The organism is Flavobacterium agricola (assembly GCF_025919725.1).
In the GTDB taxonomy this organism is placed as follows: Bacteria; Bacteroidota; Bacteroidia; order Flavobacteriales; family Flavobacteriaceae; genus Flavobacterium; species Flavobacterium agricola.
Genome location: NZ_CP081495.1, coordinates 1,704,811 through 1,727,637 on the forward strand (window position 1 = coordinate 1,704,811; position 22,827 = coordinate 1,727,637).

Annotated in this window: 17 protein-coding genes and 4 tRNA genes; 12 read left to right on the top strand and 9 right to left on the bottom strand. The window is 32.5% G+C overall.

What is annotated here, in order from left to right; genetic code table 11:
• Window positions 1-38: 38 nt before the first annotated feature.
• Window positions 39-2,639 carry a hypothetical protein gene (locus K5I29_RS08515; protein ID WP_264432467.1) on the top strand — a complete coding sequence of 867 codons (2,601 nt, stop codon included), beginning with the start codon at window positions 39-41 and terminating at the stop codon, window positions 2,637-2,639.
• Window positions 2,640-2,785: 146 nt separating this feature from the next.
• Window positions 2,786-3,586, top strand: a complete 801-nt coding sequence (locus tag K5I29_RS08520; RefSeq protein ID WP_264432469.1) for a GLPGLI family protein — start codon at window positions 2,786-2,788, stop codon at window positions 3,584-3,586.
• A gap of 34 nt (window positions 3,587-3,620) precedes the next feature.
• Here K5I29_RS08520 and K5I29_RS08525 read toward each other — a convergent pair whose 3' ends face one another.
• Complete coding sequence (locus K5I29_RS08525; protein ID WP_264432471.1) at window positions 3,621-5,399, bottom strand: aminopeptidase P family protein; 1,779 nt, start codon at window positions 5,397-5,399, stop codon at window positions 3,621-3,623.
• 293 nt (window positions 5,400-5,692) lie between these two features.
• Here K5I29_RS08525 and K5I29_RS08530 point away from each other — a divergent pair, with 293 nt between their 5' ends.
• Complete coding sequence (locus tag K5I29_RS08530) at window positions 5,693-6,643, top strand: GSCFA domain-containing protein (protein ID WP_264432474.1); 951 nt, start codon at window positions 5,693-5,695, stop codon at window positions 6,641-6,643.
• A 6-nt stretch (window positions 6,644-6,649) separates the two neighbouring features.
• The gene (locus tag K5I29_RS08535) at window positions 6,650-7,279 is read left to right on the top strand and encodes a DUF4230 domain-containing protein (RefSeq protein WP_264432476.1); all 630 of its coding nucleotides are present in this window, start codon (window positions 6,650-6,652) and stop codon (window positions 7,277-7,279) included.
• A gap of 33 nt (window positions 7,280-7,312) precedes the next feature.
• Here the strand turns inward: K5I29_RS08535 and K5I29_RS08540 are convergent, their stop codons facing one another.
• The 3 genes from K5I29_RS08540 to K5I29_RS08550 form a co-directional block, all read right to left on the bottom strand.
• Complete coding sequence (locus tag K5I29_RS08540; RefSeq protein ID WP_264432477.1) at window positions 7,313-10,102, bottom strand: outer membrane beta-barrel family protein; 2,790 nt, start codon at window positions 10,100-10,102, stop codon at window positions 7,313-7,315.
• Window positions 10,103-10,142: 40 nt separating this feature from the next.
• Entirely contained in the window at window positions 10,143-12,113 is a 1,971-nt protein-coding gene (locus K5I29_RS08545) for a sensor histidine kinase (protein WP_264432480.1), read from the bottom strand.
• 64 nt (window positions 12,114-12,177) lie between these two features.
• Window positions 12,178-12,321, bottom strand: a complete 144-nt coding sequence (locus tag K5I29_RS08550; protein WP_264432481.1) for a hypothetical protein — start codon at window positions 12,319-12,321, stop codon at window positions 12,178-12,180.
• A 104-nt stretch (window positions 12,322-12,425) separates the two neighbouring features.
• On the opposite strand from K5I29_RS08550, the gene K5I29_RS08555 reads away from it, so the two are divergent.
• Window positions 12,426-13,085 carry a response regulator gene (locus tag K5I29_RS08555; RefSeq protein ID WP_264432484.1) on the top strand — a complete coding sequence of 220 codons (660 nt, stop codon included), beginning with the start codon at window positions 12,426-12,428 and terminating at the stop codon, window positions 13,083-13,085.
• Window positions 13,086-13,559: 474 nt separating this feature from the next.
• On the opposite strand, the gene der is transcribed toward K5I29_RS08555, so the two are convergent.
• Both der and era read right to left on the bottom strand, forming a co-directional pair.
• Window positions 13,560-14,870: a ribosome biogenesis GTPase Der gene (der, locus tag K5I29_RS08560; RefSeq protein WP_264432486.1), complete on the bottom strand. Its 1,311-nt coding sequence runs from the start codon at window positions 14,868-14,870 to the stop codon at window positions 13,560-13,562.
• Between the two features lie 67 nt (window positions 14,871-14,937).
• A complete protein-coding gene (gene era, locus K5I29_RS08565) occupies window positions 14,938-15,822 on the bottom strand; it encodes a GTPase Era (RefSeq protein ID WP_264432489.1) in 885 nt (294 codons plus the stop codon).
• Window positions 15,823-15,937: 115 nt separating this feature from the next.
• Between era and K5I29_RS08570 the strand changes: the two genes are divergently transcribed.
• The 7 genes from K5I29_RS08570 (at window position 15,938) to K5I29_RS08600 (ending at window position 18,810) form a co-directional block, all read left to right on the top strand.
• Window positions 15,938-16,010, top strand: a tRNA-Met gene (locus tag K5I29_RS08570).
• A 46-nt stretch (window positions 16,011-16,056) separates the two neighbouring features.
• Window positions 16,057-16,129: transfer RNA gene (locus tag K5I29_RS08575), tRNA-Met, on the top strand.
• A 45-nt stretch (window positions 16,130-16,174) separates the two neighbouring features.
• Window positions 16,175-16,247: transfer RNA gene (locus K5I29_RS08580), tRNA-Met, on the top strand.
• A 46-nt stretch (window positions 16,248-16,293) separates the two neighbouring features.
• Window positions 16,294-16,366, top strand: a tRNA-Met gene (locus K5I29_RS08585).
• Between the two features lie 46 nt (window positions 16,367-16,412).
• Window positions 16,413-16,865 (top strand): KTSC domain-containing protein, encoded by a 453-nt coding sequence (locus K5I29_RS08590; protein WP_264432492.1) that lies wholly within the window; start codon window positions 16,413-16,415, stop codon window positions 16,863-16,865.
• A gap of 174 nt (window positions 16,866-17,039) precedes the next feature.
• On the top strand, window positions 17,040-18,128 hold the full coding sequence (locus K5I29_RS08595; RefSeq protein ID WP_264432494.1) for a linear amide C-N hydrolase: 1,089 nt from the start codon (window positions 17,040-17,042) through the stop codon (window positions 18,126-18,128).
• A gap of 49 nt (window positions 18,129-18,177) precedes the next feature.
• Window positions 18,178-18,810, top strand: a complete 633-nt coding sequence (locus tag K5I29_RS08600; protein ID WP_264432496.1) for a SanA/YdcF family protein — start codon at window positions 18,178-18,180, stop codon at window positions 18,808-18,810.
• A gap of 33 nt (window positions 18,811-18,843) precedes the next feature.
• Here the strand turns inward: K5I29_RS08600 and K5I29_RS08605 are convergent, their stop codons facing one another.
• From K5I29_RS08605 to porN, 3 genes are read right to left on the bottom strand one after another with little or no spacing between them, the layout of a single operon-like run.
• Window positions 18,844-20,775 (bottom strand): ABC-F family ATP-binding cassette domain-containing protein, encoded by a 1,932-nt coding sequence (locus K5I29_RS08605; RefSeq protein WP_264432497.1) that lies wholly within the window; start codon window positions 20,773-20,775, stop codon window positions 18,844-18,846.
• A complete protein-coding gene (locus K5I29_RS08610; RefSeq protein ID WP_317134273.1) occupies window positions 20,768-21,868 on the bottom strand; it encodes an NAD(P)/FAD-dependent oxidoreductase in 1,101 nt (366 codons plus the stop codon). The genes K5I29_RS08605 and K5I29_RS08610 overlap by 8 nt, the downstream gene beginning before the upstream one ends.
• Window positions 21,869-21,902: 34 nt before the next feature.
• A complete protein-coding gene (gene porN, locus K5I29_RS08615) occupies window positions 21,903-22,826 on the bottom strand; it encodes a type IX secretion system ring subunit PorN/GldN (RefSeq protein ID WP_264432500.1) in 924 nt (307 codons plus the stop codon).
• Window position 22,827: the final 1 nt, after the last annotated feature.

Here is a 22,827-nt window from a genome sequence, read left to right on the forward strand (position 1 = left end):
TATACATGAAATACTTATCTTTTTTTCTGTTTTTTAGCATGAGTATTTTAAAGGCTCAAAACAGTTTTAGCGGTAAAGTTATACACACAGATTCAGAATCTATAATAGATCATGCTATTGTTTCTATAAACCACCCTGAAAATCAAGCTGTTTTGTCTTATACATTAGTGAATGAAAAAGGGGAGTTTAAAATTACAGTAAACTCCGACTTACCCGAATTGCTATTAGAAGTTACAGCAATGAATTTCGAAAAGTTTTCTGTTTTAATACCAAACCAAAGTCAAAACAAAATTATTGCGCTTAATCCACAAGAAACAATTTTAGAAGAAATTATAATTAAACCCACTTTAATTACTCAAAGAGGAGATACTATAAGTTATGATTTAAACAAGTTTGCAACAAAAAATGATCGTGTTTTAGAAGATGTTTTAAAACGAATTCCCGGCATTGAGGTTGAGGCAGGAGGTAAAATAAAATATCAGGGCCAAGCTATAAACAAGTTTTATGTTGAAGGCATGGATTTGATGCAAGGTCGCTATGCTTCTATTACTCAAGCTATGCCCAATGTACATGTTAGTAAATTAGAAGTTTTAGAAAACCATCAACCAATAAAAATGCTAGACGGCAAAGTTGTATCAGACAGCCCAGCTATAAACATAAAACTTAAAAGAAACATTAGTGTTAGCGGAAGTGCTAAAATAGGACTGGGATGTACTCCGTTTATAGGCCAAGCAAACATAACACCGATGTTCTTCAATAAAAACATTCAGTTTTTGGCAAATTATGATGCAAATAATGTAGGTAAGGATGTGAGCGGAAAATTAACAAACTTAACAAGTTTTGGAAGGTTTGAGAACTATAACTTTAGCTCTCAAGTTACAAACTTACTTCAAATATCTGATATCGGTTTACCCACTATTAATAAAGAACGCTATAATTTTAATAAAACACACTTAGCATCTATTAATACTTTATTTAAGCTAAACAAAACTTTAGACTTAAACACGAGCTTATTTTATTACAACAACGAGTTTGATAGTAATGGAAAACAAGTAACTCAAATCAAAGATCTAGAAAACAACAACGTAATTGAATATTATAAAATAAGCGAAGCTGCCTTGTTTAACGAAAACATGAAAGCTGTTTTTACTTTTACAAATAATACCGAAACAAATTTTTTAAAAAACATAGTAACTATTGATATACAAAAAAATAAAAACAGGAATAATTTAGAATTAAACAATAATCCTATACTACAAAATGTAGTATCACCGAATTATGCAATTCAAAATTCATTAAGCACCTTAATCCCGTTTAGAAAAAAACTATTTATAAACTTAAAATCTATTTTAGATTTTACTAATGATAAACAAACGTATCAAGTTTCACCAACCCAACATTTGTTTTTACCAGATTCGCAGTTGTATCAAAACAACAAGTTATTTCAACATTACTTAAACACACATTTTTATACTCAAAACTCAGTCTCAATATCTTTTGCTTACAAAAATTGGAGAATTACTCCACAATATGAAATAGAACTAACCAATAAAAAATTAAATACAAATTTATCTGGAGATCAGAATACTCATCCTGTATTTGTAAATAACTTAAACTACAGTTTTTTAAAAAACAACTTTAATATCTTATTGAATTATAAAAAAGATAAGTTTAATGTTTCGGTTACATTACCAATAATTTTAAATAGCATTCAATTAAACAATCAAGAAAATTTTAATAATCTGAACAGAAATAGTTTTGTATTTAATCCTACTATTCATGCTAACTATGAGATAAATTCAAGAGTAAAAATTAGAGGTGGAGGTAAATATACAAATACTTTCACCCCTTTAAGCCAACTATATTCAAACTACATTTTTAGTGGCTTAAACTTTACTACATACAACAATACAATACAAAAAAGTGGTTTTTATAGTACAAATATTGCTGCTGAATATAAAAACCCTTTCAACAATATATTTAGCAACTTTGGGGTAAATTATAACTTTGGACAAAACGCAGTCCTTCTTAGTACATTTATAAGTGAAAATGGGCAACAAGTAATTGAAGCTATTGACAGAAAAAATAAAAACAAGAATAAAAATGCTTGGATTTCTTTAGGTAAATATTTCACAGATTTGTCAACAAATTTAAAAGGCGATGCAAAGTTTATGCAAACGGAAAGTGAAGTGTTAATCAATAGTTTATTAAGTGATGTTAATATTTCTAGTCAAACGTATTCTATTCAGTTATCAAACGCTACTTTAAATTGGATGGGAGTAGTTTACACGTATAATTATACAAAACAAGAACGAAAACAATTAAGTAATGTAACCAATACTTATAATTCAGGTCATTTATTAAAAACAGAATTATTTTTAATAAAAAACCAAAGTATTTCTTGGCAAATAGATTACCAGGAAAGTAAATTTAATAAACAAACATTTGTAAACAAATTTATGGATTTGAAGTATCGTTATAAATGGACACAGAAACGCATTGATTTTGACATAGACTGGACTAATATTTTAAATACGAAATTATACGAACAAGTAGTAATTAACAACATTCAAACTACTGGAACAAGCTATAGAATAAGACCATCGCAAATTTTAGCTTCCATCCGTTTTAATTTTTAAATCGTTTACTTAAATGTTAATTTTTTAAGTTTTAACAGTATTATTTAAAAAATTCAGTTAAATGTATCTTAAAAAAGCATATATTTATATCACTCAAAAAAAACACGCAACACAAACAGAATCAAGATGATATAAATATTCTTACTATGAAACTCCCCCATTTTCTCGTTATAATACTATGCAGCCTGGCCGGATATGCCCAACCGCCAAGTGCCAAAATTAGATATGAATATTATTTAACCATGGTAAATGATACAAATCCGGATTTGTCAAGCAAGGTTGAAATGGTTTTGGACGTTGCTCCAGACACCACTTTTTTTGCTGAAAAAAACTTCATTAATTTTCAGAATGACGTACATACCGCTTATCAATCTACCGATAGAAAAACATACATTAAGCTTTTACAACAAGCCAATCAAAAAAATAACCAATCACATTACTTACTAATAAAATCGACCGATAACGAAAATATTACGTACGAAAAGTTTAAACAACAAAAGTTTTACATTAATGAAACGCGTAAAAATTTAGTTTGGGATATTGATTCAACTGAATTTACTTGGAACAACTTTACCGTTAAAAAAGCAACAGCAGTTTGTGACGGACGTTTGTGGACCGTATATTTTACAGAAGATATTGCAACCCAATCGGGGCCTTATAAATTAAACAACTTACCTGGATTTGTGGTAAAAGCATGGGACAAACACAATCATTTTATTTTTGAATATGTAAAAAGCGAAAATTTGATTCATACTCCTGTTTACATTCATAAACCTGAAAGTTATGCCGAATTATCGGTGCATGAAAAAAAGGTCTTAAAAGAAGTTTTTTATCCGCATTTGGCATCTAATAAAAATGATGAAACCCGAGCAACTTTAGATAAATTGAGAGATATAGAAAACCCAATTGATTTGAGCTTTATAGAAAAAACGACCATAATGCATTAAAAAACGCCAACTTTAAAGTTGGCGTTTTTTAAATTTATATAGCTAATGTTTTTGAACGTAACCAGGTTGCATCTTCATCAGATAATCTTGTAGAAAGCACGTTGTATACGTTTTGGTTGTATTCATTCAACCAATTAATTTGATCATCGCTTAGTAATGATTTTTCAACCAAAGCTGTATCAATATAACATAAGGTTAAAGTTTCAAAATCCATAAAATCACCGAATTGATTGCTAACTAAATCACGAGAAACAACTAAGTTTTCGATACGAATTCCGTGTTTACCTTCACGATATAATCCAGGTTCAATAGAAGTTATCATACCGGTTAAAATTGGAATATCAGTTGCTGTACCGTTAAATACATGCGGACCTTCGTGCACGTTTAAAAAGAAACCAACGCCGTGCCCAGTTCCGTGTCCGTAATTTCGTAATGAAGCTAACAAAGGCTGACGTGTTAAAGCATCAATTTGATATCCGCGTGTACCTTTGGTATAAATAGCACGAGAACCTTCTATTAAACCTTTTAAAACATAGGTATAATCTTCTTTCTCTTCGGCTGTTATTTCACCTAACGAAATAACACGAGTAATATCTGTAGTTCCGGTTAAATATTGTCCGCCAGAATCTACTAATAATAATCCTTTTGGTTCTAATTTGTAATTTGAATCTTCTTCTGCTTTATAATGCGGTAAAGCTCCGTGATCTTTATAACCAGCAATGGTATCAAAAGAAATATCTTTAAAACCAGGTTGTGCAGCACGTAAACTTTGTAATTTTTCTGCAATAGAAATTTCTGACAATTCGCCAGATGCAACATTTTCTTCAACCCATTTAAAAAACTGCGTCATAGCAACGCCGTCGTTTATCATAGCTTGACGCGTATGTGCCAATTCAACTTCGTTTTTAACAGCTTTTAATAAGTTTGAAGGATTTAATGCTTCAATAATTTCGACTTGTTCCGGAATTGAATCGTAAATAGCAAAACAAGTACGTTTTGGATCGATTAAAATACGATCGTTACTTGTTAAGTTTTTTAAATCGGCATAAACCGAATTATATGGTTTAATGGTAACACCAAATTGTTCTAAAGTTTTTTGGCTTTGAATATCTAACTTGTTCTCGGCAATGTAAAAGTTTACCGCTTTTTCTGTTACCAAAACAAAACCTAAAACAACCGGATTAGAATTTACATCGGTACCACGAACGTTTAAAAACCAAGCTAAATCGTCTAAAGATGAAATTAGATGCGTGTTGCAACGTTGCTTTTTCATTTCAGCACGTACCTCAGCAATTTTTGTTGCGGTATCTTTTCCAATAATTTTTTCGTCTAAAACATAAGCAGGATTAGTTGGTAAGGTTGGGCGCCCTTCCCAAATTGGAGCTAATAAATCTTCGTGCCCATTAATTTCAAAACCTAAAGGTTGTAACGTGCTTTTTACAGCATTTGCAACTTGTAATGAAGCTAAGTTTCCGTCAAAAGCTACGGTAGCTGGTACAGTAAATTGCTCGCTAATCCAAGTAATATATTCGGGTGCATGTTGCACTTTTAATTTTACCAACTCAAAACCAGAACCTGCTAATTGCTGATTTGCTTGCACAAAATAGCGAGAATCGGTCCATAAACCGGCAAAGTTTTGGGTAATAACTAAAGTTCCGGCTGAACCGGTAAACCCAGAAACCCAAGCAATACAGCGGTAATGTTCTGGCAAATATTCGCTAATATGCGGATCTGAAGATGGAATGATGTAGGCATCAATCTTTTTAGTTTGCATTAACTGGCGAATAGCAGCCAACTTTTCTATATGTTTCATTTTTTGGATACATTTATTTAGGGCAATTTACAAAATTTTATTATGGCAAAAACGTATATTTTGTATTTATGTACGTTAAATGTTGCGCAGCTGCGTTAGGGATTGGAGCGTTTGTTTGAGCTCGTTGCGCATAAAATGCAGCAACAGCGAGTGCGAAAAGCCCGACCGCAGGGAACGCCCAAATAAAAACAGCTTTTTAGGCACATTTTGCTTTAATTTTAGGCACGGCTGGTTGTTATTTTGTAACTTATACCTGTAAATTTGTAATTTATTTATGCTTTTAGTTTTATAAGATGAAGTGGAGTACCGAAGTTGGTTTGGTTGATTTGCCTGAAAAAATAACATACGATTCGCAATTGCTGGCATTGGGTTCGTGCTTTGCGGTAAATATGGCTGATGCGTTTAAAAATTATCAGTTTAGAAATGTGATAAATCCGTTTGGCATTTTATTTCATCCGGTGGCGCTAGGTAATTTGTTTGAATTTGCTGCTCAGAATAAAGTTTTTGAACCGGATTCTGTTTTTTGCAATCAGGATGTTTGGAGTTGTTTTGATGCGCATTCGGATTTAAATGCGCTAGATGAATTAGATATTTTGCTGGCTTTAAACCAAAAATTGCAACTTTTTAAACAAACGCTTCAATCGGCTAGCCATGTTATTATAACATTAGGTACAGCTTGGGTTTACCGACATATTGAATCGGGAAAGTTGGTTGCGAATTGCCATAAATTACCACAGAAATTATTTGTAAAAGAACTTTTAACAGCGGATGAAATCACCAAAAGTTTGCAACGCATGCAGGAATTGGCGTTACAAATAAACCCGAAAGTTCAGTTTATTTTTACCATTTCGCCAGTGCGCCATATTAAAGATGGCGTGGTAGAAAACCAACGCAGTAAATCGAACTTATTTGTTGGTTTGCATCAATTTTTAGATCTAAACAAAAAAGCATATTATTTTCCGACATACGAAATTATGATGGATGAATTGCGTGATTATCGTTTTTACGGGCGTGATTTGTTGCATCCTAACGAAATGGCAATTACTTATATTTGGGAAAAGTTTAAAAAACATTGTATTGCAGAAACGGCATACCCAACCATGCAGTTGGTTGACGAGGTGCAAAAAGGTTTAGCACACCGCCCATTTAATCCGCATTCGGAGCAACATGAATTGTTTTTAAATAAATTGGCCCAAAAATTGGATGTACTTTTAGAGCAATATCCGTTTATGAACTTTAGATAATTGATTATGAAAAAGCTTGTTTATATTTTTTTGATTCTGTTTTTTATGGGTTTAGGTGCTTTTATTTTAGATACCTACACCAAATATACCACGATTAAAAATCAGGAACAATTTGTACCAGAATCGGCCATTATTCAAGAACAGCTGAAAAACGTAAGCAAGTTGGTGGTTAACGAGGCAAAATATTCGCAAGTTTATACCTATAAAAGCTCGAAATCGTATTTGGGTGATTTGTTTAAGTTTGATAAAAAAGCGGTTGTTTTGGTTAATGCCGACGTATTAATTTCGTACGATTTATCTCAAATTGAATATGAAATTGATGAGGAGAAAAAAATAGTGAAGCTGACCAATATTCCGAAAGAAGAAGTAAAATGTTTTCCGGAAATTAAAATTTTAGATGTAAACGAATCTACCTTTAATACTTTTGTTGGTAACGATTACAATAAAGTTAATGAAAAAATTAAAGCTGAATTTTTAAAGAAAATAAACAATTCTAACTTAAAAATAAATGCTAAAGATCGGTTGGTTTCTGAATTGGCTAAATTTTTAGTAATTACTAACAGCTTGGGTTGGACATTGGTTTATGAAAACCAGCCTATAAATTCTACCACAGATTTTAATGCTTTACCATTATAAAAAAAGGAGTTCAATTGGTTTTGAACACCTTTTTTATTCTTCATCTTCGTAATCACGAACCTTGTATTTGTTTTTTTCTTTTCCGCCAAACTTAGCTAATTTATACGTTAGCGAAAACATAACATAGCGTTTTAAAATGCTGTTGTACTGATCTATAACTTGGGTTGCGTTGGCGGTACGGCGCACGTTGGTATTTTGATTTAGCACGTCGTAAACTTTAATTTTGGCAATAAACGTTTCGTCTAAAAACTTATGCCCGATAGATAAATTCCACAACAGAAAATCTTTTTTAAATCCGGGAGTAATATTGCCATTATGGGTAAAGTTTAAATCGTTTGCAAAAAACACATTTTTAGGCCAATATAACGTAGTTTGTAAGCTTGCAACATAGCTTGTATATTGCGTTTTATCTACTACATAATTGTTGTAATTTAAATTACTAAAATTAAATTCGTACGTGGCTTTTACATCAAAATCTTTTTTATAGCGCCAGCTTAACATAATTTCTGGATAAATAGAAAACCATTGGCTGGTATATTTTTGTTGATTGGTAATTCCGTAGTTTTTATCAAAACCAAATCCTAAATAATATTCGTATTTAAACGTATTGTTATCGTTTACTTTAATGCTTTGGTACACGCCTGAATTAAAATACCCAACATAACCGGCACGTCCGGAAAGGTAATTTAAGGTTCCTTTAAAGTTTTCGTCGTATTCTAATTGCTTAATTATACCTACCGAATTTATTTTAAAATTGGTATTCACATAAGTTCCTAATTTTGATTCGGTATTAAAAGTAAAAGTTCGTAACTGAAACAAATGTTGCTCAGTATTTTTTAAATCAGGATTACCTACCACGGTTAAAAACGGATTAACCAAATCGGTAACCGGTGCTAAATAATTTAAACTATTTATAGCTTGATTGTATGTGTACGAAAACACAACTTTGCGATTTGCATTTACCGGCACACGTAAAGCTGCATGAACATGAGGCAATACCTGCGTTTTTTGTTGACGAAACGGTGTGTTTAAATACGCGTTATTGATGTTGTAATCTACAATTTTAGGGCTAGCATTTACCTCAAAATAGCCGTCTTTTAAAACATATTTGTAGGCAAATGTTGGAGCAAATTCGTTAACCTGCATGTTGTTGGTAAACGATAAGCTAGGATCTGCTAAGTTGTAGGTTGCGTTTATTTGATTAAAATCAGCTCCTTCACGATTCCATCGTGAAAATGTATTTTCGTACTGCATTCCCACGGTAAGTTCTTGATTGGGTGCAATCGGTTCTTTATACTTAAATACAAGATGCGTTTTGTTTTCGTTATTAATCGTTTGCAGTTGCTGATTTCTAATATCTTGCGTTTGAGATTCTAAAAAATTAGTTTGCGATTGATTAATGGCTGTTGCATCTTTCTGATTGAAATTGGTTGTAATTTGAGCGACAATGTTTCGATTCTGCTTTTCAAAATTATGAACCAAAAGCAAATTAGCGCCAACATTTTTTTGTTTTGAATTTTGATGCTTTTGATAGGTTTGGTTGTTTACCATTTCTTGATGCTGATTTACCGTTGTACTGTTTCCTGCTTCGGTACCCTGCATATCTAAATAATCAATTTTAGGATCGATTTGTAAGGTTGTATTTTTACCAAGTTTAACCTCAAAAGATACTGCAGCATTGTTAGATTTTGTTAACTTATTTTCGTTTGCTTCTGCATCTGTTACAAACAAATTCCCAGGAATTAAGTTTTCGGTACGTGTTTTTGCTTGATTAGAAAAGTTGATTTCGTTAAAAATATAATTACTGCTTAAGTTTACTTTTTTATTAAAAATATCGCTGTAATTAAAACCGGCTAATTTATTGGAATAAATACCTTTATCTCCGCCAATATTCTGATCGTTAATTGCAATAGCGCCATTGGCTGCTTGGCTTAAACTTACATTTCGCCCGCTTACCAAATTGTCAAAAATTTCGTTGTTACTAAAACCTAAGGAATTGATGTTATTTGCTGAACCCAAAACACTGATTTTGGTATCGTTATTAAAATAATTTAATAACAAAGAGCCTTCATATTTTTCATCGGTTCCGTATCCTCCGGTAACATTTCCAAAAAAGCCTTTATTTTTATCGTCTTTAATGGTTAAGTTGATGGTTTTTTCTGTTGAAGAAGCTTTTTCATTAGCCAACTTTTGCGCCTTGGTTTTGTAATCAGAAACCTGAATTTTACTAATAATATGTGCAGGAAGGTTGTTTAAAATAATTTGGCCGTTGGTATCAAAAAACGGTTTGCCGTTTAATAAAAATTCGCTTACCTCCTGCCCATTTACTATAACCTTTCCGTTATCTGCTACCATAACCCCAGGCAATTGTTCTAATAAAGATTTAACGGTTGCATCGGGACGAATATCAAACGAATTGGCATTAAATTCAATCGTATCTTTTTTTATTTTAACTGGAGCAACATGGGTAGTAACCACCAATTCTTTTAAGGTTTGGTTAGATGCAGGTTCTAAAACAATGGTTCCTAAATTTTGATGCTCATGAATTGCATCAAAAACCAAAACATGTTCTTTATAACCAGCTGCGCTTACCACAAAAAATGTTTTTTGATTTATGGGTTGAACCGGTAAATGAAAATCGCCATTTACTTTAGAAATAGAATAATTTACTAAACTTGAATCGGCAACAGCATTTAAATAAACGGTTGCAGCTTCAATAGGTAATTCGGCAGCAGTAATTACCTTACCTGTAATAGATACCGCATTTTGGCCGTAGAAAAACGACACACAAAAGCATGTAAAAAGTAAAAGGTAAGTTTTCATTTTTTAGTAGTAGTAGTTTTTTGGTTGGTTTGTTTTTAGTTTATAATTGGATTGGTATTTTTATTTTTATTGTAAATCCTGGTTTAGTACTAATTTCAATAGTTCCTTTTAAGGTTTTTACGCGTTGTTGCATATTTTTCATTCCGATTCCGGGGTTGGCTGATTTTGATCCGCCCACGCCATCATCTTGAATGGTTAAAAAACAATAATCAGCATCAAAATCAATAGTTATTTGTGCATGTTTTGCATGTGCATGTTTTAAAATATTCTGACACGCTTCTTGCACAATCCGATATATATTTACTTTTAAAACCGTTGAAATTTCTAACAAAACAGCTTCTTGATTAACGGCAATATCAAAATGTGTTTGATGCAATTCGTTGTTGCTTTGTACCAAATCTAAAAGCAGCTTTTTATAATCGTTAGAAAACTCACCCGTTTGATTGCTTAAGTTATGAGACAGCGCGCGGATTTCGGCTTCAATATTTTGTAAATCCTTAATCAATTTTTTACGCGTTTCAATCGCTTCTTCGTCAGAACTTTTATTCAGCATGCCTAAATTTAAGCGCGTGCTGTATAATTTATTCATTACGCCATCGTGTAATTCTAAAGCAATACGTTCTTTTTCAGTTTTTTGCGCTTTATCAATTAGTTTTTGTTGTTCTTGTAATAAAGAAAACAACATTTCTTCGGCCTTGTTTTTAAGCAAGGCATTGTTTAACGCGGTTTTATTTGATTGATTGATGCGCCACAAGGCAATGGTACCAATAACCAATAAAACAATTATGGTGATGTAAATGCCGTACTGGATGCGCGCGGACAAGGATTTGTTCATATCCTCAATTCGGCTTGTATCATATTCTATACGTGCAAATTTATTTTTGGTTTTAATTTGTTTGTCAATTAATTGCTGGTAACGATCTAAATAATTAGAATGGTAGCTATCAAAGTTTTCTGGATCTGATTTAGATAAGGTTTTTAAAATATTTAAAATTTCAATATTATAATTGGTATTTAATGCGGCATCTAAAGCCCATTTAAAATATTTATTGGCAGCTTCTTTATCTTGTATTTCTAAGTAGTATTCGCCTAAATATTTGTATTTGTACACCAAATCTATTTCTTTACCGTGCTCTTTGGTAATTTGTACTGCATCAACTAAATAATCTTTAATCTCAGTATTTGGTCCGTATAACTTTAATTGGTTGTTACCAATATTAGAAATTACGGTAGCATATTGAATGGGTAAACTTGATTGTAATCGTTTTAAATCTATTTTATTTAAAACATGTAATGCATTTTTATAATCTTTTTGAGCGGCATAAACGTTAGATAAATCTACCGTATTAATTACCTGATAATAAAACTTTTTTTCATCAGAAACAGTAAGTTTAGCAATCATTTTTTCAGCTTCTTTATAATAATGCAACGCATCACTATAAAGCGCTAAGGCTTCTAAATTTCCGCCTTGTAAGCTAAAACACTGGTACTTTAGCAAATAATTATCCGAATCTTTTAGGTAATGTAATGCTCGGGTAAGTTCCATTTCACTTTCGGTATAAACACCATCATAAAATAAAACATAACCTTTATTGAACAGTACTTTAGCTAAACGATCGGTATTTTTGGTAGCTGCGTAAATTTTCTCGGCTTGCTTATAAAAATAATACGCGCTGTCTTTGTATGTAAATTCATAACAATCGCCAATATAATAATAGGCGCGCCCGATATTAGCACTGTCTTTTTCGGCTTTGGCATGTTTTAAAATGTTACGGCTAACATTGTTTGATTTTTCTAAATCACGTAAGTAATAAAATTCCTCAGCGATTTTAAAATACAACGAAGAATTGTATTTAGAATTAAGAAATAACGAATCTAAATACTGCGCTTGGTTAAGCGAATCTAATTGTTCAAAATAAGAATCGTTAAAATTTAATACCGTAACTGGTTCTTTTTTATTGCACGCCAATAAAAGCAGTAAAAAACTAAAAAGTGGAATAAAATATTTCAAATCAATTTTTTAGCTAAATTAAAAAAACTATGTAATTTCTTACATAGTTTTTTATATAGAAGTGTTAATCCTTTGTTTTATCAACAATTTTTTCCCCATCAACAGCTTCTTCTACGTTATTCAATTTTGTTTGAGATTCTACATCATCTGCAGTACACGAAGCCAAAAATGCTACCGTAGCAATAGCCATAAATAAAAACTTTTTCATAATTTTACTTAAATTTTAATAGTTTGATTGTTTTCAAAACTAAAACTAATTTTTAACAGTTAATTACGGTTTTTTTTTAAAAATCGTTACGGTTTTTTTATTTTATGAGAAATATTATTATCATTGATGATCATCCTTTAACAATAAGTGCTTACAAAAGTTTATTAACTCAGGAATTTGAAAACAATATATGCGTACATACTGCACATAATGGAAATGAGGTTATTCAGAAAGTTAGTGCACTGGCTGCAAATCAGGAAAAAATTTGCTTAGCAATTGTAGATTATAGCATTCCGCCAAGCGACGATGGTACAATTAAAAACGGTACCGATGTTGCTGCTTTAATAAAAAAGCATTTTAAAAATTGCATGTTGGTATTTTTAACTATGCATAATGAGCCGCTGCTTTTACATAACTTACATTTAAAATTTAGCCCACAAGGCATTATTTCTAAAAATGACATTGATGCCGACTCGTTTGCAGGCATTATAAAAAGCATTTCAGAAGGAAAAATATACAGAAGTGATACCATGATAGAATCTTTAAGTATCATAATGAACAAAAAAATAAATTTTGATGAAATTGACAGTCAAATTTTACTTTTGTTATCAAAAAAAGTTAAAAGTAAAGATTTACCAAAATATATTGAGCTGTCACAGAGCGCAATAGAAAAGCGCAAGTATAAAATTAAAGAGCAATTGTTAGGAGAAAAAGGCACCGATAAAGAATTGGTTGCGGTTGCTAAAGCATATAATTTAATATAAAACCGTAATAGTTTTAACAGAAAAACCGTAACGCAGAATGTAAGACGTTACTTATATTTGTAATAAGAAAGTGATAATAATTCCCTTATTATTCCCAAATTCACTTTCTTAAATAGTAATAATTTTATGGTACTTAAAAAGCAACCTCCCCAAAAGGTTGCTTTTTAAATTTAAAACAGACAGTGTTAATTTTTAAAATGTTTTTTAATAAAAAACCGTAACAGATTTAACACAAAAACCGTAACAAACAACTTCGCGGTCTGTCTATATTTGTAACAAGGAAATGAAAATAATTCCCTTATTATTCCCAAATTCATTTTCTTAATATAGTAATAATTTTATGGTAATTAAAAAGCAACCTCCCCAAAGGTTGCTTTTTAAATAAATGTAGCTACAAAATTTTGACTTTCTTATTTATAGATTTTAATTGTAAAAAAAACGTTTAGCCCTTTACTAAACGTTTTTTTTATTTTATTATTTCTGACGAATATAAATATCAATCGGAACTCCGGTAAAATTAAAGTTTTCACGAATTTTATTTTCTAAAAATCGTTTGTACGGATCTTTAACATATTGCGGTAAGTTTGCAAACAACACAAATTGCGGTGTTGGCGTTGGCAATTGCATACAATATTTAATTTTTACGTACTTACCTTTAATTGCCGGTGGTGGCATATTTTCTATAATTGGTAAAATAAAATCGTTTAATTTAGAAGTTGCGATACGTTGTTTGCGGTTTTCATAAACTTCAACAGCTGCTTCTAAGGCTTTTAATAAACGTTGTTTAGTTAATGCCGATGTAAATATAATTGGCACGTCGGTAAACGGTGCAATTTCTTCTCTAATTTTTTGTTCGTACATTTTAGTAGTCATAGAATCTTTTTCTACCAAATCCCATTTATTTACTAAAATCACAATGCCTTTACGGTTTTTTTCGGCTAACCAAAAAATATTTTGGTCTTGACTTTCAAAACCGCGCGTTGCATCAATCATTAAAATACAAACATCTGAATGTTCTATAGCACGAACCGAACGCATTACAGAGTAAAATTCTAAATCTTCTTTTACTTTTGCTTTACGACGAATTCCTGCGGTATCAACCAAATTAAACTCAAATCCAAAACGGTTGTATTTGGTATCAATAGCATCACGGGTTGTACCAGCAATATCGGTAACCACAAAACGATCTTCACCAATTAAAGCATTAATAAAAGATGATTTACCAGCATTAGGGCGCCCAACAACAGTAAAACGAGGTAAAGCTTCTTCATCTTCATTTACTTCTGGTAATTCAGGTAAAACTTCAACCAGCTTATCTAATAATTCACCTGTTCCAGAACCATTCATTCCGGCAATAGGATAAAATTCTCCTAAACCTAAATTGTAAAATTCGTAAGCATCTTCTAAACGCTTTCCGTTATCTACTTTATTTACTGCTAATAAAACAGGTTTTGTTACTTTACGTAAAAGTTTTGCAACTTCTTCGTCCATTGGTGTAATACCTTCTTCAACATCAACTACAAAAATAATAGCATCTGCTTCATCAATAGCTAATTCAACCTGACGGCGAATTTCGCCTTCAAAAACATCATCAGATCCTTTAATATATCCACCGGTATCAATTACCGAAAATTCTTTTCCATTCCACTCACTTTTTCCGTAATTACGGTCACGAGTAACACCGCTAACTGAGTCAACAATCGCATCACGACGTTGAATTAAACGGTTGAAAAACGTAGATTTCCCAACATTTGGGCGTCCAACTATGGCTACGATATTATTCATTTATCTAAATATTTAGTGCAAAGTACATTTGAAAAATCCGCTTGTAGCAAATGCACTTTTTTAATTATTATTTGTTGTTATATCCGAAACGACGTAATTGATAATCGTTGCTTCTCCAGTCTTTATTTACTTTTACAAAAAGCTCAATATGTACTTTTTTGTCAAAAAACTTTTCTAAATCAATACGAGCTTCGGTTCCTACCCTTTTAATTGCTTCTCCTTTATGGCCTATAATAATTCCTTTTTGAGAATTACGTTCTACCATAATTAAGCATTTAATACGGATGATATCTTCTTCTTCTAAAAACTCTTCTGTTTCAACTTCAACTGCATACGGAATTTCCTTTTCGTAATGTAATAATATTTTTTCACGAATGGTTTCGTTCACAAAAAAGCGTTCGGGCTTGTCTGTTAACGCATCTTTAGGGAAATAAGGCGGTGAAACAGGAAGCAATTCTACAATTCTATTAAAAACAACATCAATATTAAAACTGTTTAATGCAGATATTGGATAAATTTCTGCATTAGGCACTTTTTCATGCCATAAAGCAACTTGCTCTTCTAACTGTTCTTGGTTTGATTTATCAATTTTGTTTAATAATAGCAATACAGGGATTTTTGCATGAATTATTTTATTAAAAAAAGCTTCATCCTTTAAATCCTTCTCACCTATTTCAACCATGTAAATTAAAATATCCGCATCTTCAAAAGCAGATTTTACAAAATCCATCATCGAATTTTGCAGCTCGTACGCAGGTTTAATAATTCCAGGCGTATCTGAAAATAAAATTTGAAAATCATCTCCATTAACAATACCCAAAATTCTGTGACGGGTTGTTTGTGCTTTAGAGGTAATAATAGATAATCTTTCTCCAACAAAAGCATTCATTAAGGTTGATTTACCTACGTTCGGATTTCCAATAATATTTACGTATCCAGCTTTGTGCGACATAACATTTAATTTAGCCTACAAAGTTAAACATTTTAGAACAGAAATTTAAAATTCCTTTTTATTTTTAAAAAAAGTTTGGTATTCTAAAAAATGGTTGTACTTTTGCAATCGAAATAACGGGATAGAGCAGTAGGCAGCTCGTCGGGCTCATAACCCGAAGGTCACAGGTTCGAGTCCTGTTCCCGCTACTAAGTTTTTACTGAAAATACTTTCAACAAAGGTTGAAATTCGCACAGCGGGATAGAGCAGTAGGCAGCTCGTCGGGCTCATAACCCGAAGGTCACAGGTTCGAGTCCTGTTCCCGCTACTAAGTTTTACTGAAAATACATTCAACAAAGGTTGAAATTCGTACAGCGGGATAGAGCAGTAGGCAGCTCGTCGGGCTCATAACCCGAAGGTCACAGGTTCGAGTCCTGTTCCCGCTACTAAGTTTTTACTGAAAATACATTCAACAAAAGTTGAAATTCGCACAGCGGGATAGAGCAGTAGGCAGCTCGTCGGGCTCATAACCCGAAGGTCACAGGTTCGAGTCCTGTTCCCGCTACTAAGTAAGCCACTTTTATAAAGTGGCTTTTTTTATATCTAAAGCAATGAGTACAAAAAAAATTAATGGCTATCGCACGCTTTTAAATGTTACCAAAAACGTAACGCTTAAAGAACTTAAAACTATTTACAGAAATAGTATGAAGCAATATCACCCTGATTTATTTCCGTCGGATGCAGAAAAAGCAGAAGCTGATGAGAAAAGCCAGGCAATTATTGAAGCGTACCATTTTTTAGTGAGCATTGCCAATGAAACCGTAGAAAAAAACAAAGAAGAATTTGAGGCCATAATTGCAGCTAACAACATTGCTGAATTTTATATGGAAGAAGGTATTTTGTTTGTTACCTTAGTTAACGGTAGTAAATTTGAATATTACGGTGTACCAAAAGTTACCTACGTAAAAATGATTAACGCAGATTCGCCAGCGCGTTTTGCAAAACGACACATATACGGTAAATTTGTTTACCGTAGTGCTGTTAAAATGACTGGTTTAGAATAATAATAAAAGAGAGCAAATTGCTCTCTTTTTTATTTTCTTAGTACTTGTAAATACTACAATAAATAAAAATAAAATTCGTTGGTATGTAGTAACCAATTCAATAAAAAAAATTATATTAGTTAACGCTAAATTTGTAGCTAATTACTTTTAATTTATTCGATATCTCATATTCCAATGGCACAAAATGTAACCTTTAAAAATTTTGATGAGTTTAAACAACCTCTTCAAAAATTTAATGCTCCTTTTGCATGTACATCATTAATCGTTAAAGACCTAAACAACAACGTTTATCACGGTCGCGGAATGGAACTAACTTTTGGCGAAGCCTTAACCAGCTTAACTTATTACCCAAAAGGTTATTCGTTTCAGCATTTAGCACCAAATAAAACACCAGGGCTTCAGTACACAGCTAAATATGCTATTTTAGCATTAACCACACCGGTAAGTGTTTTTGATGTGAAAGATGCTTTAGAAGGTTTTAACGATGCAGGATTAGCATTTAGTTTAAACATGATGCCATCTCCGCCATTAAACGAAATTAAACCGGAAGAATACAAAAACGCAGTTCCTTATGCATCATTTGGCGAATGGGTTCTAGCTAACTTTGCAACCGTTGATGAAGTAAAAGCAGGATTAACACAAGGCGTAGTTTTTTGGTCTGAAGCTTTAGAAATGTTAGGTGGTTTAGAAACACCTTTTCATTTTGCAGTTTACGATAAAGCGGGCGGATCTATTGTGGTAGAAGTTAAAAATGGTGCTTTAGTGGTTTATGACAACCCAACGGGCGTTATGACAAACGGACCAGAATTTCCGTGGCATATGGAAAACTTAAATAATTATTCGCACATTACAAACATTGATACAACAATTGGTAAAGTTGGCGACTTAAATTTAAGACAACCAGATAGCGGAATTGCAACAAGCGTTTTACCATCATCAGCAACTTCGGTTGGACGTTTTATTAAAGCTTTCTATTTTTCTACCTATGCAAATCGTGTAGCTGATCCGGATTTACAATTAGTAGAACTTGGTCACGTAATGAATAACTTTGACCGCCCTAAAAATATTACTAAAGATTTAAGCGGTGAAGGAGAACAAGCAACTCCGGCAAAATACATGACCGAATTTACGCTTTGGACGGTATTAACTGATTTAACTCGCGGACAAATGTACGTGCGTTTGTACGATTCTTTAAATTACCAAAAATTCACATTTGCTGATTATAAAGACAAAACCGAAATGGTTTCATTTTTAATAAAATAAAAAAAACTAAGCTTTGAATTTTTCAAAGCTTTTTTTAAATCCAATAAGCATGAAGTTTAAAATAAAACTATTCCTTTTTATTTGTGTACTTATTATAGGTAGTATTATTTATTGTGATGCAGTTGTAACCAATCAAGCGCAAAACAAAGTTTATGAAACAACCGAAACCATTCCGTACAACAAAGTTGGTTTATTACTAGGTACCGGAAAGTACCTAAAAAACGGTGCAATCAATCCGTATTACGCAAACCGAATTACAGCTGCAGCTGCTTTATATCATGCCAACAAAATTAGCACATTGGTTATTAGCGGCGATAATAGTACCCCAACATATAACGAACCGCAAAGCATGATGGACGATTTACTTGCTTTGGGCATTCCGGCCCAGCATATGTATTTAGATTATGCAGGATTTAGAACTTTAGATTCTGTTTATCGCTTACAAGCTATTTTTGGACAACAGCAATTTACTGTAATTTCTCAAAAATTTCATAACGAGCGCGCTTTGTTTATAGCCGATTATTTAGGTTTAAACGGCATCGGTTATAACGCGGCTGATGTTTCGGCAAAACAAGGACTAAAAACCAATCTGCGCGAAAAATTAGCTCGAGTAAAGGTATTTATTGATAAGTTTGTTGATAAAGAACCAAAATTTCAGGGCGAAAAAATTAATATATCATAAAAAAAGCGAAGATTAACCTTCGCTTTTTTTATATTAAAATTCAAAATTATCTATTTCTTCTTGAATCAATTCCCAATCCGACATGGCTTGATCTAAATCTTTTTTCATTTTTTCATAACGATCAAAAAATTTACTATCGTTCATTAACTTTTCGTAATCATTTGCTAATTCAGCATCAGCTTTAGCAATATCTTTTTCCAATTGCGCAATTTGGCTTTCGGTTTTAGACAGCTTATTTTGTAAAGCTTTTAGTTTTTTCTGATCTTCGTACGAAAGAGCGGGTTTTGCTTCAACCTTTTTTACAGGTTCATTGCTTTTTTTATTAGTTTCAGTTTTCTTTTCTACTTCTCTAAAATTTTCAACATTACGCTGTTCTAAAAAGTAATTAATATCGCCTAAATATTGTTTTATGGCCTGATCTTTAAATTCATAAACCATATTGGTTAATCCTTGTAAAAAATCACGGTCGTGAGAAACTAAAATTAAGGTACCTTCAAACTTTTCTAGAGCAGCCTTTAGTACGTTTTTAGATTTAATATCTAAGTGATTGGTTGGCTCGTCCATTAATAAAACATTAAACGGATGCAACAACATACGGCATAATGCTAAACGGTTACGTTCGCCCCCAGAAAGTACTTTTACTTTTTTATCTACATCATCGCCACGAAATAAAAAAGCACCAAGCATATCGCGAACTTTAGATCGGTTGCTATCGGTTGCGGCATCAATCATGGTATCTAAAACGGTTAATTCGCCATCTAAATATTCGGCCTGATTTTGTGCAAAATAACCAACCTGAACGTTGTGCCCCAATTTTATATGTCCTTCGTACTCAAATTCATTCATTATGGCTTTAATGAAGGTAGATTTTCCTTGACCGTTTTGTCCAACAAAAGCAATTTTACTACCACGTTCTACCGCTAAATCAATATTTTTAAATATCAATTTATCATCAAAACGTTTGGTTACATTTTCAGCTTCTACCACTAACCTACCCGGCACAATTGAAACCGGAAAGTTAATTGCCATAACCGAATTATCATCTTCATCAACTTCAATACGTTCAACCTTATCTAATTTTTTAATTAAAGATTGAGCCATTGATGCTTTTGATGCTTTTGCACGAAACTTTTCGATCAGCTTTTCGGTTTCTTCAATTTTTTTAGCTTGGTTTTTCTGCGTTGCTAATTGCTTTTCACGAATTTCGTGACGTAAGGTTAAATATTGCGAATATGGTTTATTAAAATCATACGCTTTACCTAACGAAATTTCGATGGTACGATTGGTAACGTTATCTAAAAACATTTTATCGTGCGATACAATAACTACAACGCCGGGAAAGTTTTTTAAAAATCCTTCTAACCAAATAATAGATTCGATATCTAAGTGATTGGTTGGCTCATCTAAAAGTAAAATATCGTTAGATTGAAGTAATAACTTAGCCAGTTCAATACGCATACGCCATCCGCCAGAAAAAGTTTCGGTTTGGCGGTTAAAATCGTCACGTTTAAATCCTAAACCAAGCAAAATACGTTCGGTATTACCTACGTAGTTATATCCGCCTAAAATATCGTATAAATGATTGTAATCAGAAATTTTGTCAATTAAATCTGCGTAAGCTTCTGATTCGTAATCGGCACGCGAACCTAATTGGTAATTGATATCGTCAATCTTAACTTCTAAATCTTTAATTTCTTTAAAAGCTTGATACGCTTCTTCTAAAACGGTACGTCCAGGAACAAAGTCAATATCCTGACGTAAAAAACCAATTTTAATTTCTTTTTCGCTAGCAATAACGCCTTCGTCTGGTTTAATATCACCAGCCAACATTTTAAGCATGGTAGATTTACCTGCTCCGTTTTTACCCACTAATCCCACGCGATCACCTGCGCCTAAACGAAAGGTAATATCTTGGTACAAATACGTTCCTCCAAAAGAAACGGATATATTTGAAATATTAAGCATTTTTATGTTGAATTCGAATATCTAATTTTTTATAGATACGATTAATATTAATTTCTTTTTCTAATTCCGCACCTTCATAAATAAATTGGTACAAAGCTTGGGCCAAAAACGGTCCAAACATAACACCACGCGTACCTAAACCATTTAAAACAAATAGGTTTTTATGCTCATAATGCTGACCAACTAACGGACGACGATCGCGAACGGTTGGACGTACACCAGCAAAATGATGCACAACCTCAAAATTGCAAGTAATTAGTTGCTTTAGTTCGGTAAGTAATTCTTGTTTTCCTTCTTCTGTTATTGCATCGGTTTTATCGGTCCAATTGTAGGTTGCACCAACTTTATATAAATCATTACCGATTGGCATGATAAAAATTGATGATTTTAAAATGAAATTGATTTGTAAATCGGGTGCTTTAATGATTAATAATTCACCTTTGGTGCCGTCTAAAGGTAAGTTATTAAAATACGGATTAGCGTGTAAACCAAACCCGTCTGCAAATACAATATTTTTATAGCTTTCACCTTTATAAACCACAGCATCATTTTGCACTTGCAACGCATTGTAATCAAAATGTTCTTGTTGCAAATTGGCTTGTGAAAGTAATTCGGCAGCATAAACTTCGGTTAACAATTTGGTATCTAAATATCCCGAATGTAAAACTTCACCATATCCGTAAGGTGCATAAATGCTTGGAACTTGAATTTTAATCAATTTGGTTGAAAGAAATGGAGCCATTTTGGGTTTATCTGCAGCAATAAACCAATTATTTTGTTCTTCAATCGAGGCGAATTTACGATATACCGGCATCGGGTTTAAAAATTCAACTTTTAAACGCTTTTGAATAGCAGTATAAAGCGGCATAGCAGCATTCAATTGTTCTTGCGCTTTCCAAACTTCTGAATAGCGTTTTAAAACTACCGGATTGTACATACCGCCAGCAATTACAGACGAATTAAAGGATTGGTCTGAAATTACGGTAAATGATTTGTTATGGGCACGTAAGGTTTCGGAAAACGAAATGCCTGCTAACCCTAAACCAACAATTAAAAAATCTTTCATGATGCAAAAATAAAAAACTCCTGCCATAAAGCAGGAGTTTTAATTTATATTTTGAATTAAATTAATACGTCCACATATCTTGTTCGATATCGCGAATTTTCTCTTTAATTCTTTGAGATTCTAATAATTGCATTTGAGCATTTTCTATAATGTACTCATCAATTGCTCGGTCACCATAAACGTTTTCTTCTTTGTAAATAACAGATCCGAAACGACGGCCTGTAAATAAATTATCGAACGAGAAAGGCACAGATGAATTGCGGTTGTTAAATGCATAATGCTCATGTAGTAAATCACGAACAGATGGATAAAAAACCCAAAAAAGTTCGGTTGTTGCATCTTCCATACCACGTGCTTTAGATAAAGCATCAACAGCTACTGGTGCAATTCCTAAAACACGGAATTTCATTTCAGCTTGCATGGCATCAAAAAACCAATAACCTACTAATTTGTATTGTACCACATCGGCAGGTGTTACTTCAGAATTAACAAAATGCCATTCTTCTAAAATTCCTTGTGCTTTTAACTCTTCTTCAGAACGTCCGTTGTACATGTTTACAATTTCGTTTCCTTCGTTAGTTAATTCAGAAAAGGTAAAAGAAGACAAAATTTCTTCTAAAGTTTTTCGGCTTTGAAAATACGAATCAGAAAAAACTTCAGTGACTTCACCATCTTTAATTCCATCTAAAAGAACGCTAAATAAAGGTTTTCTACCACTTCCTAAATTATCTTCGATTGGGAAATAAAATGGAAAGTTGATGCGCTCATCTAAATCAATAATTTCCCAAACGCGCTTTCCGTACAATACATCACGGTCATTAATCCATGGGTAAGGTAACGGTTTGTCGTTATCTGCTTCTAATTGCGCTGCTGTTTTTTCCCCAATTTCTTCAGGAATCTTCGCATTCAACAAGTTAGATTGCGCAAATGTTGCGGTTGAAGAAAATATGATTGAAGAAAATAGTAATAAAAATCTTTTTTGCATT